Annotated in this window: 11 protein-coding genes; 7 read left to right on the top strand and 4 right to left on the bottom strand. The window is 45.8% G+C overall.

The genetic code is table 11. The features are described from left to right. Both argS and prfC read right to left on the bottom strand, forming a co-directional pair. A complete protein-coding gene (argS, locus tag QVA83_RS20150) occupies window positions 1-1,731 on the bottom strand; it encodes an arginine--tRNA ligase (RefSeq protein ID WP_075176176.1) in 1,731 nt (576 codons plus the stop codon). Between the two features lie 33 nt (window positions 1,732-1,764). Then, window positions 1,765-3,354, bottom strand: coding sequence for a peptide chain release factor 3 (gene prfC, locus QVA83_RS20145; RefSeq protein WP_014948726.1), 1,590 nt, complete (start codon window positions 3,352-3,354; stop codon window positions 1,765-1,767). A gap of 346 nt (window positions 3,355-3,700) precedes the next feature. Here prfC and QVA83_RS20140 point away from each other — a divergent pair, with 346 nt between their 5' ends. From QVA83_RS20140 to QVA83_RS20110, 7 genes are all read left to right on the top strand, one after another. Then, window positions 3,701-5,194, top strand: a complete 1,494-nt coding sequence (locus QVA83_RS20140) for a carbon starvation CstA family protein (protein WP_014948725.1) — start codon at window positions 3,701-3,703, stop codon at window positions 5,192-5,194. A gap of 122 nt (window positions 5,195-5,316) precedes the next feature. Next, the gene (locus QVA83_RS20135) at window positions 5,317-7,008 is read left to right on the top strand and encodes a LytS/YhcK type 5TM receptor domain-containing protein (RefSeq protein WP_287498884.1); all 1,692 of its coding nucleotides are present in this window, start codon (window positions 5,317-5,319) and stop codon (window positions 7,006-7,008) included. 2 nt (window positions 7,009-7,010) lie between these two features. After that, window positions 7,011-7,700, top strand: coding sequence for a two-component system response regulator BtsR (gene btsR, locus QVA83_RS20130; protein ID WP_287498883.1), 690 nt, complete (start codon window positions 7,011-7,013; stop codon window positions 7,698-7,700). Window positions 7,701-7,743: 43 nt separating this feature from the next. After that, a protein-coding gene (locus QVA83_RS20125) for an IS630 family transposase (RefSeq protein ID WP_287498882.1) occupies window positions 7,744-8,773 on the top strand; the annotation gives its coding sequence in 2 pieces (ribosomal slippage) (window positions 7,744-8,198 and window positions 8,197-8,773; 1,032 coding nt in all). 292 nt (window positions 8,774-9,065) lie between these two features. Further along, entirely contained in the window at window positions 9,066-9,521 is a 456-nt protein-coding gene (locus QVA83_RS20120; protein WP_014948722.1) for a MarR family winged helix-turn-helix transcriptional regulator, read from the top strand. Next, window positions 9,518-10,591, top strand: a complete 1,074-nt coding sequence (locus QVA83_RS20115) for an HlyD family secretion protein (RefSeq protein WP_287498881.1) — start codon at window positions 9,518-9,520, stop codon at window positions 10,589-10,591. The genes QVA83_RS20120 and QVA83_RS20115 overlap by 4 nt, the downstream gene beginning before the upstream one ends. A 9-nt stretch (window positions 10,592-10,600) precedes the next feature. After that, a complete protein-coding gene (locus QVA83_RS20110) occupies window positions 10,601-11,632 on the top strand; it encodes a DUF2955 domain-containing protein (protein WP_020743114.1) in 1,032 nt (343 codons plus the stop codon). A 323-nt stretch (window positions 11,633-11,955) separates the two neighbouring features. Here the strand turns inward: QVA83_RS20110 and QVA83_RS20105 are convergent, their stop codons facing one another. Together QVA83_RS20105 and QVA83_RS20100 are read right to left on the bottom strand one after the other, a co-directional pair. Next, a complete protein-coding gene (locus QVA83_RS20105; protein ID WP_287498880.1) occupies window positions 11,956-12,981 on the bottom strand; it encodes an IS110 family RNA-guided transposase in 1,026 nt (341 codons plus the stop codon). Between the two features lie 31 nt (window positions 12,982-13,012). After that, window positions 13,013-13,226: hypothetical protein (locus QVA83_RS20100; protein ID WP_287498879.1), on the bottom strand; the 214-nt coding region annotated here is incomplete at its 5' end.

Raw genomic sequence — 13,226 nt, 5'->3', positions numbered from 1 at the left:
CTACATTTTTTCTAGTGTTTCGATGCCAAGTAGGGTTAATCCTTGCTCTAGCGTCTTGGCAACCAGAGCTGACAACGCTAGACGGCTATCGCGTACGGCTGGCTCAATACCGTCTTTTAACATCGGGCACGCTTCGTAGAATGACATAAATGCTGAAGCCACATCATAGAGGTAAGTACACAGTACATGAGGCGTGGCTTCACGAGATACTGTACCAATCACCTCTTCAAACTGCATAAGTAATACAGCTAGCGCGTGCTCTTGTTTCTCAGCAATATTGATATCTACTGGCATGGTGGCCATATCCACACCCGCTTTTCTGAACAAGCTTTTCACACGGGTATAGGCGTACTGAAGGTAAGGCGCGGTGTTACCTTCAAAGCTTAGCATGGAGTCCCAATTAAACATGTAATCAGTTGTGCGGTTTTTAGATAGGTCAGCGTATTTCACAGCGCCAATACCCACCTTGTGAGCGACTTCTTTAAGCTCGTCTTCACTTAAATCGTTGTCGCGCTCGGCGATAAGCTTACCCGCACGCTCAACGGCTTCATCAAGCAATTCGACCAGTTTAACCGTACCACCAGTACGCGTTTTAAATGGCTTACCGTCACTGCCTAGCATCATTCCAAATGGGCAATGCTCGTAAGTTTGCTCTTCTTTCATAAAGCCCGCTTTACGGCCCACAATTTCAGTTTGCTTGAAGTGCAGTGCTTGGCGAGCATCGGTAAGAATCAGCGTACGGTCAGCGTTTAACTTGCCGCTGCGATAGCGCATTGCCGCAAGGTCTGTCGTTGCGTATAAATAGCCGCCACCCGACTTTTGAACGATGTAAACCGCAGGGTTACCTTCTTTATCAGCAAGCTCAGGTATAAACACCACCTGCGCACCTTGGTCTTCTACTGCAAGGCCTTTCGCTTTAAGGTCACTGATTACGTTGGCTAAATCGTCGTTGTAAGCCGACTCACCCATAATATCTTTACGGGTCAGGCTTACGTTTAGCTTGTCGTACACTTCTTCTGAGTGAGCAATAGACACGTCAATGAACTTTTCCCATAGCGCCAGACACTGAGCGTCACCGCCCTGCAGCTTAACTACGTATTCACGGGCGCGGTCGGCAAAACCTTCTTCTTCGTCAAAGCGTACTTTGGCTTCGCGGTAAAAGTCTTCAAGATCAGAGAGTGCAGTTTCAGCCACTTCATCTTGTAGCTTGTCTGAAAGGTGCGCAAGCAACATGCCGAACTGTGTGCCCCAGTCGCCCATGTGATTTTGACGAATAACGTTGTGGCCCAAGAACTCAAGCACTTTAACCACAGCATCGCCGATGATAGTAGTACGCAGGTGGCCCACGTGCATTTCTTTGGCCAGGTTAGGCGATGAGTAATCAACAACAATGTTTTGTTCTTTTGACTTAGCGATACCTAAACGTGGGTCGGTTAGCGACAACTCACACTGATTAGACAGCCATTCGTCATTTAAATGAACGTTGATAAAACCAGGGCCCGCCACTTCTAGCTTGCTGGCAATATCGTCGAGCTTTACAGTCTCAACAATTTTATCTGCAATATCGCGCGGCTTTTGCTTAAGCTGCTTGGCTAGCGCCATCGCGCCGTTAAACTGATATTCACCAAATTCAGGTCGAGCGCTGCGCGAAACTGGCACTGGCGCATTTTCTACGCCCATTTCTTGTAGAGCTTCAGTGAAACGGTTAACTAATAGTGCATGTATATTCATAATATATTGTGTCTTTGTTTAATCTTTATTAGCTTAATTTTCGCGCGTGTTCTTGAACTGAATATCAGGGTAGCGCTCTTGCGCTAGCTGTAAATTCACCATAGTAGGTGCGATGTACGTCAAGTTATCGCCGCCATCTAGTGCAAGGTTTTGCTCACCTTTACGGCGGAATTCATCAAGCTTCTTCTCATTGTCAGAGTAAACCCAGCGGGCAGTGCTCACGTTAATATGCTCATAAAGCGCGTCTACGTTGTATTCGGCTTTCAAGCGAGCGACAACTACGTCAAACTGAAGCACACCTACTGCGCCAACAATCAAATCGTTGTTGGCAAGCGGTCTAAACACCTGTACCGCCCCTTCCTCAGAAAGCTGGATCAGCCCTTTCAGCAGTTGCTTTTGCTTAAGCGGATCTTTCAAGCGGATGCGTTTAAATAGCTCAGGCGCAAAGTTTGGAATACCCGTAAAGCGGTAGTTATCGCCTGACGTGAAGGTATCCCCTATGCGTATGGTACCGTGGTTGTGCAAGCCGATGATATCGCCGGCATAGGCTTCTTCTAGCAATGAACGGTCACCAGCCAAGAAGGTTAATGCATCCGAAATACGCACATCTTTACCTAAACGGCTGTTGCGCATTTTCATGCCTTTTTCGTACTTGCCCGACACAATACGACAAAACGCGATGCGGTCACGGTGTTTCGGGTCCATGTTGGCCTGAATTTTAAATACGAAGCCACTGAACTTACCATCGGTACTTTCGATAGTCCCTTCTTCGGTTTCGCGGCCAAGTGGCGCAGGTGCCCACTCAACCAAACCGTCAAGCATATGATCAACACCGAAGTTACCTAATGCTGTACCGAAAAATACTGGCGTTAACTGGCCTTCCAAGAAAAGCTCTTGTTCAAACTCGTTAGATGCACCGCGTACAAGCTCAAGCTCGTCACGCAAGGTTTCAGCGAGGTCACTTCCTACTGCAGTATCTAACTCAGGGTTATCTAACCCTTTGATGATGCGCACGTCTTGGATAGTGTGACCCTGGCCGCTTTGATACAAAATAGTTTCGTCGCGGTGAAGGTGATATACACCTTTAAAGCTCTTACCACAGCCAATTGGCCAAGTGATTGGTGCACACAGGATATCAAGCTCGGTTTCTACTTCATCGAGCAGTTCCATAGGATCGCGAATATCACGGTCAAGCTTGTTCATGAAAGTCACAATCGGCGTATCGCGCAAACGGGTGACTTCCATAAGTTTACGGGTTCGGTCTTCTACACCTTTCGCTGCGTCGATAACCATAAGGCATGAGTCAACCGCCGTCAGTGTTCGATAGGTATCTTCAGAAAAGTCTTCGTGCCCCGGAGTATCCAGCAGGTTTACTAAGTGATCGCTATATGGAAACTGCATTACCGAGGTGGTTACCGAGATACCACGCTCTTTTTCCATCTCCATCCAGTCAGATTTAGCATGCTGACCTGACTTTTTACCTTTTACGGTACCGGCAGTTTGCAGGGCGCGTCCGAATAACAATACTTTTTCGGTAATCGTGGTTTTACCCGCATCCGGGTGCGATATGATTGCGAACGTACGTCGCTTTTTAATCTCTTCTAGAAGCTTCTTATCTGACATCAATACTTATCTTCGTTATCCATTATCCCTGCAAATCAATTACTTACAGGCGCGCTTCATAACGGATAAGCAATGCTTTTCCGCGCAAATTCAGTATTGCGGTAAAACGCTTGATACGGCTTGGTAATTAATTGCGCGGATTTTAGCATTTTACTGCACGTAACAGTAGAGCGAAATTACATACTCCCTACCGCTTAATTTGCTATGCGACCACTCACTGCTTTTTTTCATGCATACACACTTTCACATCGTTAACCTATTTCAAACATTGTTGTACACACCGTTTACAACACAAGTGACAGACCCTTTTTATAAACCCTATTTATAAAAATAAGGACAACGCCCTGTGATATTGTTTCTAATTTGCGTAGCCGCGCTTATTGCTGGCTACTTTATATATGGCGCCTTTGTTGAGAAGGTATTTGGCGTCACACCAGCACGCCCCACTCCTGCACATAGCCAAAAAGACGGTGTAGACTTTGTTCCCATGTCTACACCGAAGGTGTATCTCGTTCAGCTTCTGAACATTGCTGGCGTAGGCCCTATATTTGGTCCTATTATGGGTGCACTATATGGCCCAGCTGCCATGCTTTGGATTGTATTAGGGTGCATTTTTGCCGGCGCTGTTCACGACTATTTCTCAGGCATGCTGTCAGTTCGCAACAATGGCGAATCTGTGCCTAGCTTATCTGGCCGTTATTTGGGCCGAGGCGCTAAGCACTTTATGAACTTGTTCGCTATTGTGCTGCTTCTACTGGTAGGTGTAGTTTTTGTCTCAGCGCCCGCAGGCATGATCACAAATCTCGTTAATGATCAGACATCATGGCATGTTGAAGTTGGCACTATGGTCGCCATTATTTTTGCCTACTATATTTTGGCTACCATTGTTCCTGTAGATAAAATTATTGGTCGTTTTTATCCGTTTTTCGGAGCCCTTCTTATTTTCATGTCGGTGGGATTATTAGCCGCGGCCAGCTATTCTGACCAGCACTCGATACTTAGCCAATTCACGGCAAGTGATATGCTGACGAATTTAAATCCTAATGATATGCCTCTTTGGCCGGCGCTCTTTATCACTATCGCTTGTGGCGCTATCTCTGGATTTCATGCCACCCAGTCCCCACTTATGGCTCGCTGTATGGAGAACGAGAAGAACGGACGTTTTGTGTTTTTTGGTGCAATGATAGGTGAAGGTGTGATTGCCCTTATCTGGTGTGCCATTGCCCTTTCTTACTTCGACAATTTAGAAGGACTATCAGCAGCTATTACCAATGGTGGCCCTGGAAACGTTGTCTATGCCTCATCATTCGGTCTTTTAGGTGTTGTTGGTGGCGTACTGGCTTTTCTTGGCGTGGTTATTCTTCCTATTACGTCTGGCGACACCGCATTTCGCTCAAGTCGTCTTATCATGGCCGAGTACTTTAACGTTGAACAAAAAGGTATACGTAACCGCTTGTTCATGGCCGCCCCATTGTTTGTGCTTGGCGGTATTCTTACCCAAGTCGATTTCGGCGTAATTTGGCGCTACTTCGGATTTGCCAACCAAGCAACAGCCGTCATGATGCTGTGGACCGCATCTGCATACTTACTAAGACATAATAAACTGCACTGGATAACTACGGTACCAGCAATATTTATGACGGCCGTTTGCGTTACCTTTATTCTAAACAACGACACCTTGGGTTTCGGTATGGCGATGAATGTATCGACAACCATCGGGCTTATCGCATCGCTAATCACCACGGTTTACGTCATTCGAATTTCCAAGGGGAAAGGTGAAGCGCCGCTTGAGCCATCATCTGTGAATGTTGAAAAACCTTCCCAACCGGTAGACGCGTAACTACCTACACTAAACACGTGTAATATGATGAGCCGCCCTTTATATAGGGCGGCTATTTATTTTGTACTTTTGACATGGGTTATAATGAGGCTCATTTTTAATCGGCGGTAATATTGGCAAGCATGGAACTCATACTTTCGCTACTTCAACAAATGTGTGTGTATCTTGTGCTCGCATATATGCTGAGTAAAACACCGCTTTTTCTTCCTATTCTCAGCATTTCTTCTCATCGCAAACACCGCTACTTGGTGTATGTAGTTTTTTCTTCCTTTTGTATTCTGGGCACGTATTTTGGTCTGCAAATAGACGACGCCATTGCCAATACCAGAGCCATTGGGGCAGTTATAGGAGGATTACTAGGCGGTCCAGTAGTTGGGTTTGCCGTAGGATTGACCGGCGGCCTCCATCGTTATTCATTGGGTGGTTTTACTGATGTTGCCTGCGCTATTTCCACCACGCTGGAAGGTCTTATCGGCGGCCTCATGCACGTTTACTATGTTCGCCAGAACAAAAGTCTAGATCTTTTCAACCCATGGAAAGTTGGTGTCATTACCTTCATAGCAGAGTTGTTTCAGATGGCTATACTGCTTACCGTTGCCGAGCCTTTTGAAAAGTCTTACGCACTGGTCAGCGCTATAGCCGCACCTATGGTCATTGCAAATTCTGTGGGGGCCGCACTTTTTATCAGTATCTTATCTGACAAAAAAACGATTTTTGAAAAGTACTCTGCCACTTTTTCACGACGTGCACTATCCATAGCAGATCGCTCAGTGGGCGTGCTCACATCTGGATTCACCCCAGTTAATGCAGAAAAAGTAGCACGTATTATCTATGAAGAAACGAATGTGGGTGCGGTAGCGATTACTGATAAAGAAAAGATTCTGGCGTTTATCGGAACGGGTGCCGATCATCACCTACCAAACACCCCCATATCGTCATCAAGTACGATGGAGTCACTGAACAATAACAAAATAGTCCATTTAGATGGCGCTGAGCGCCCTTATCAGTGCACATTAAACACAAATTGTCCGCTGGGTTCAGTGTTGATTATTCCACTTCACTCAGGCTCTGAGGTGGTAGGTACCATTAAGCTTTACGAACCCAAACGGAAGTTTATGTCGACGGTTACCCTGTCAATGGCAGAAGGTATCGCTCAATTACTGTCTAGTCAGATTGTTTACGGCGCGTATCAGCAGCAAAAAGATCTGCTCTCACAGTCTGAAATCAAGCTGCTGCATGCACAGGTCAACCCTCATTTCCTATTTAACGCGCTCAATACGATTAGCGCTATTATTCGTCGCGATCCCAAAAGGGCCAGAGAGCTCGTGCTAAGCTTGTCACGCTTTTTTAGAATAAACTTAAAGCAAAACACCGCGGTGGTGACACTAAAAGAAGAGATTGACCACGTTAATGCTTATCTGGCAATCGAGAAGGCGCGTTTTGCCGAACGCCTGCAGGTTACCATCAAGTGTGACGATGCTGCCATGTCAGCGCTTCTACCAAGTTTTACGTTGCAGCCACTGGTTGAGAACGCGGTTAAACACGGTATCGCCCAACGAATAGAGGGTGGGCATCTAACTTTGAATGTACGATGCACAACAGATAACCACATTCACATTCTCGTTGAAGATAATGCTGGCTTGTACAAACCCAAAAAAGAACAACACGCAGGTTTAGGGATGGATATTGTAGATAAACGGCTTATTCATCAGTTTGGTCAACAAGCAGGCCTGGTGATCGAGTGTCGAACTAACCAGTTCACTCGGATGTCCTTTTCCATTCCACACACTCATCACCATTCTCATCAGGGCTAACAATGACTAAGAACTCAGCATTTCGCGCGCTTGTTATTGACGATGAACCGCTCGCCAGAGAGGAGCTTTGCCAGTTACTCAACGAAACCAATGAAGTACAAGTCTTAGCCGAGGCCGCAAATGCCATAGAGGGGTTGGCACTAATTAAACAACACTGTCCGGACGTTATATTTCTTGATATAGAAATGCCCCAGCTCTCTGGACTCGATATGCTGGCTATGCTTGATTTAGACACCATGCCTTATGTTGTGCTGGTCACCGCATTTGAACAGTATGCCCTTCAGGCATTTGAAGATAACGCGTTTGATTACTTGCTCAAACCTGTGGAACCAGAGCGGCTTGATAAAACACTCGCCAGGCTTAAAAAGAGAACTCAGCCCCAAACTGACATTGACGCCGTTGCCTCCCCCACATTAGTACATATTCCTTGCGTAGGTCATCAGCGCATATTACTGCTGCCCGAATCTGATATTCAGTTTGCTTACAGCGATGTGGCGGGCGTACATGTTAGATCGCTAGAACAACAAGCAGACACGCAGCTCACATTGAAAACCTTAGAAGAGAGAACCGCGCTTGTTCGGTGTCACCGGCAATACTTGGTGAGGTTATCATGCGTTGCGGAAATTAAACTCTTGGATAATGGCCTTGCTACGCTCCTAATGAAGACGGGAGATTCATACCAATTGACTTAAAAGTTTGATCTAATGGCGCTATTCATATTTGAGTGATTTTCATATGCATACAGCCGACGACTTTAAACAACTAGCAAAGCATACCTCCAACGGGCGACTGCGTACCCGCTATTTAGCGTTATATCATTTCAAAAAAGGGGAAACGCGTACTCAGATAGCCGCTTACCTTGGGGTTGCCAGAGGCAGTGTTAATACGTGGGTATCCAACTACCTGGCTTACGGACTTGAAGGCCTGCAATCCAAACCTAGCCCGGGTAGACCCTGCCAGCTCTCCGTCTCTCAGCGAGAACAGGTCGCACATTTTATCGAAGAAAACGCGGTTAAAAAGGAGGGAGGTCGTTTGATTGCACAGGATGTACGACAATACATTAGCGACACCTTCCAAATCGACTATCAGTTGCGAAACGTCTACCGCGTCATGGATGCGCTCGGTTTCAGTTGGATAACCAGTCGCTCTAAACACCCTAAACAATCACAGCAAACCCAAGATACTTTTAAAAAACTTCCAGTTGGAAACGATCCTTCACACTCCGGGTCACCTTCCGCTAGATCGCGTTGATGTATGGTTCCAGGACGAAGCACGATTCGGTCAGCAAAATCAGACGTCCAGAATATGGGCTGCGAAGGGCAGCAGACCAAGAGTGGTAAAGCAACAGCAATTCGATTATGGCTATATCTTTGGTGCGGTGTGTCCGAGCAATGGCAATACCCAGGCGCTTATCAGCCCTCTTGTCAATAAAGAGGTGATGAAGCAGCATCTGAAATTGATAAGCGAAGCGACAGAGCCTGGACGTCATGCCGTTGTTGTGGTGGATGGCGCTGGCTGGCATACATTCGATACGGCCAGCCCATTTACCAACGTTAGTCTCGTAAAACTCCCAGCCTATTCTCCGGAGCTGAACCCGATGGAACAGGTATGGCAATGGCTGCGGCAGCGTTGCTTATCCAACCGAGTATTTCGAGGTTACGAAGAAATAGTAGAACAGGTCTCTCGCGCCTGGAATACATTCATTGCGGATGTTGAGCGAGTCAAAACTCTCTGTTGGAGAGAGTGGATAAACTTGGTCAACTAATTAATGCAATTGGTATCAGTTCCCGTGAGCCGTCGATATCTCAAAAAGCTAAAGTCGTTATTAACGCTTTAATCACACCACAAAGGCTGTATTAACTTAAAAAGGACTGAGAGAGTATGCCTGATTTTCAGGCACCGTAAGACAAATAGCCCCATTTTCCTGCTCGATGGAGAGCCTTCACCCGTTCAATTCACGCTCAACTTGCAAAATCTCTTTCTCATCTCAATGGCATTTACTTAGCATGCTAAACAAATAAAATAGTTAGCATGCTAAATAAATCAACGGTTTTTACATGTCATTTTCAGAACCTATGCCACTTCAACTTATTGCGCTTTTTGCCCGCACTGCGCAAAAGTGCAGAAGAACTGTCACTGAATCGGTCGCTCATCTCGATCTTACAGAGTCTAGATGGCGCGTAATGATTCACATGTCATTACTTGGTGAGGGCTGTACGCAACAGATGGTGGCTGAAAGCTTGGAAATAGAAATGCCTAGCTTAACTCGCACAATTAAACAGCTCGAAACTACCGGGTTAATCAAACGCGTTACCGATACTAACGACAAACGAAGTCGCTTACTTTACTTCACAGATATGGGCAAAGGTCGAATGAATGATATCGAAAGTACATTGATGGCGCTGCGAGATGAAGTGTACGCAGGAGTATCTGAAGAAGAGTTACGCATTATGGCTAAATGTGTTCAAAAAATTGAAGTTAATGCCGCAAAATTATTGGAGTCACTTAAGTGAGTCAACGAACCCCAGATCAGGAATTTGCTAGGTACATAAAGCTGGCTTTGGTCGCTTTTTCCATCTGCTTTATCTACTTTATTATTGCAGATATACGCATGCCAATGACACCACAGGCGAGAGTCTATCATCAGGTCACGCAAATCTCTCCTCAGATAAATGGGCCGATAAATGAGGTGCTTGTCAAAAATAACCAAACCGTAAAGGAAGGGCAGGTTTTATTTGTCATTGATGAGACACCTTACCTAATTGCCCTTGAAAAGGCGCAAATTGATTTGGCAAATGTAGAGTTAGAGAATGCTCAGATAGATGCGAAAGCGGAAGCAATTAGAGCCAAAATAGAGGCTGCATCGGCGGTTTACGACGAACGCAACAGTGAATTTCAACGACTCAATTCCTTAGTTCAAACTAAAGCGGTATCTCAACAAAACGTGGACAAAGCGTATGCGCAACTTAAAAGCGCTGAAGCTGAAATTAGTGCGCTTGAAGCCGATCTAAACCAGCAAGTTGTTGCAAGAGGTAAGCAAGGTGACAAAAACCTAAAATATCTAGAAGCGGTAAATGCGGTTAAACGGGCAGAGTTGAACTTAGCCTATACCAAAATTAAAGCACCGCATGACGGCATAATGGCAAACATGCAGGTAACTCAAGGCACTTATGCTAAACAAAGTACGCCCCTTGCCTCAGTTGTCGATAACACGCTAGATGTGGTTGCAGATTTTCGAGAGAAATCACTCGCCAATGTAAGAGAAGGCATTCGCGCTAACGTCGTTTTTGATGCACTACCGGGTAAAGTATTTGAAGCTAAAGTGGAAGAATTTGAAGCTGGTGTAAGCGACGGCCAACTTGCCGCTAACGGCACCCTTGCAAGCGTTGAAAAGTCGAATCGATGGGTACGAGATGCACAGCGCCAACGTGTCCACATTAAGCTTGTAGAACAAGAAATATCGTTAAGCCACCTCACCAGTGGCGCTCGCGCTACCGTGCAGATAGTTCCAGACAACCCTATTGAAAGTGTGGCAGCGAACATTCAAATTCACTTTATAAGCCTGCTGCACTTCATTTACTAGACTTAAATTATGGATTCACAGCTAAGTAAAAATGATGTCCAGCAGATGCTTAGGATCGCCTCCGGCGCCACGTTGGGCTTTGCTATATCGAAAGCGCTGGATTGGCCTAATCCGATATTTTTTACCTTGTACCCTATTTTGTTGCTTGGACTGGTAGCCGTTTTAAATGGTCACATTATTCGACAATTTCTTGCCGCAACTATCTTTCCGGCGGCGGCTGTTTTAGTGGTATACGGCTTGTTCGGAAGCCACCCATTGCTGATCACGCCGCTAATCGCCATCACTTTCGCTTTTCTGTTTTGGCAAATGAGTAAAGGTACGCTGTATTTATTCGGTGCGTTTTCCCTTGTAGGACTTTCGCTGCAGCTACACTTTGCCAGCTACAGCAGCGATGGAATAGATATCTACGCATTAGTGATATCAAACATCGGTGCAATTCTGTTGGCATTGATAATTGCATTCGCTTTGCATATTGTTTTTCCCGATGAGGAGCCGCGCACGCCTTTACCCAAAGCGGCAAAAGATAAAGCAAGTATTCGCCACGAAGTCATATTATGCACCACTGTCGCCACGCTATCGTTTGCTGTATTTCAAACCTTCGACTTAGTAGATTCGATATCAGCACAAGCAGCAAGTGTATTGATTCTTTTTCCACTGTGTTGGAAAGGAGCCACATTGAGTGGCTGGCAGCGAGCGCTGGGCACGCTAATTGGATGTAATCTTGCCCTGCTCGCCCAGCTCATTTTGCTCAACTACAGTGACACGTTGTTTTTCGCAAGTTTCAGCTTATGGATATTGGTATTTTTCATCAGCCGCCAGCATGTGCTTAGCGGTGGTGGTGCTGGCACGGGCTTTGGCGTACTTACCACGTTTGGCATTTTGTACGGCCAGTCACTCTCTCCACAACAGGATATTATTTATAGTGCGCTGTATCGCTTTTCATCGGTAGTCGTAGCTATTGCACTTAGCCTGTGCGTTATTTATGTCGTACACAGTCTACTTAACAAATTCCAGCCTACACGACACCACACGTTTACTTAAAAGGCCTGTAGTTATAACGCATACTGGTTAAAATTTGTGGACGAAAAGTTGATTTGCTACTTCTAGGGCCTGTATATGGTCTCCCCCATTATTGCAAGAGTAAACATGCTGTTTTGACTAAAATGGTTTGCGTCCGTATATCCGGCTTCTCGTTGAAGTATTTTCACTTCGAGCCTCGATGAACTTCGCCCATATCGTCCTTATCGTTGACACGGATTAAAATCCACAGGCCCTATCAGGTTTTCGATATGTCGGTTTAACCGTATTGTCATCACGTTATGTTTATTCAGCAATCCTTGGGAGTGAACTGGTTCATTATCAACTTAAGCGGTTGTCAACTCAGGCTGATAATCGCCACCTTGTGCTAATAGTGCCCAAGCTATTCGGGCCAACTTGTTAGCCAGTGCAACCGCGGCTTTGTTTCTCCCCCGCGTTTGCTCTATTCGCTTTATCCATTGAGACAATGGCGTCTCTTTATGTTTACTCACTCGCATGACAGCCCTGGCACCATGAATGAGTAAGGTTCTTAGATAGCTATCTCCACGCTTACTAATCCCTTGTAAATTATGCTTGCCCCCTGAGCTATGTTGTTTGGGTACCAGCCCCAGTGATGCTGAAACTGCCCGACCATTCTTAAACTCACTGCCATTGCCGATATGTTGATAAAGCGCACTGGCTATAATTGGACCAACTCCGGGAATACTTTGTAGCCGTCTACAAGCTTCGTGTTGGCTTAGTTGTTTAATTTTCTTTGTATACCAGTCCAGGTGCTCATCCAGCTCTACAAGCTTTTGATAGTGTCGCTCTAACAGTTCTTTGAACAATTCACTCAAACCATTCTCAACCTGCCGGTCAAACAACTCAGGCAGTGATTTATACACATGGTTTATGCCTACCGGAACAATTATTCCGTACTCATTGAGCAATCCCCGTATTTCATTACTGTTGGCGGTTCTATCCCGCTCACATTTCTTACGCATCACGTGTAATGCCTGAATATCTTGTTGGGTTTGCGTTTTCGTTCGCACAAACCGCATCTCGGGGCGCACTACCGCTTCTGCTATCGCCAGCGCATCATTAAAGTCCGTCTTATTACCTCGCACATACGCTTTTACATGCTGTGGTGCGATTTGTTTTACCTGATGCCCATACTTCGCTATTTCTCTTGCCCAATAATGCGCACTGGCACATGACTCAACCCCCACCAAACAGGGTGGTAGCTCACTAAAAAAATGCAGTATCTGAGTTCGTCTCAACATTTTTTTTCGCACAATCTTGCCTGCCTGATTACAGCACACCACATGACTCACACTTTTTGCTAAATCCAGCCCAATCGTTGTAATATCCATTTGGGTCTCCTCACCTTGTTAACTTGATTGTTCAATTCCAAGTTTGGCACATTGCGATGCCGTTTGAGGGGGGAGACCATTCCATCGTTGACCTTTGTTGTACATTTTTGCAGCGGTCTGTGTGCCATCTAGACAAGGCGGATGTTTGACGGTTTAGTGGTTCTAAATCGAAAACATTCAACGCAGTATAGATGGCACAAAGGCGCTGCCCGAAGGGGTCGTTATGGAAGCCTTTTACTCTTTGT

It is taken from the genome of Alteromonas sp. AO-Serp (assembly GCF_017849675.1).
GTDB classification, from domain to species: domain Bacteria; phylum Pseudomonadota; class Gammaproteobacteria; order Enterobacterales; family Alteromonadaceae; genus Alteromonas; species Alteromonas macleodii.
The sequence above is the reverse complement of the archived record's forward strand: the minus strand, read 5'-3'. Positions and strand labels throughout refer to the sequence as shown.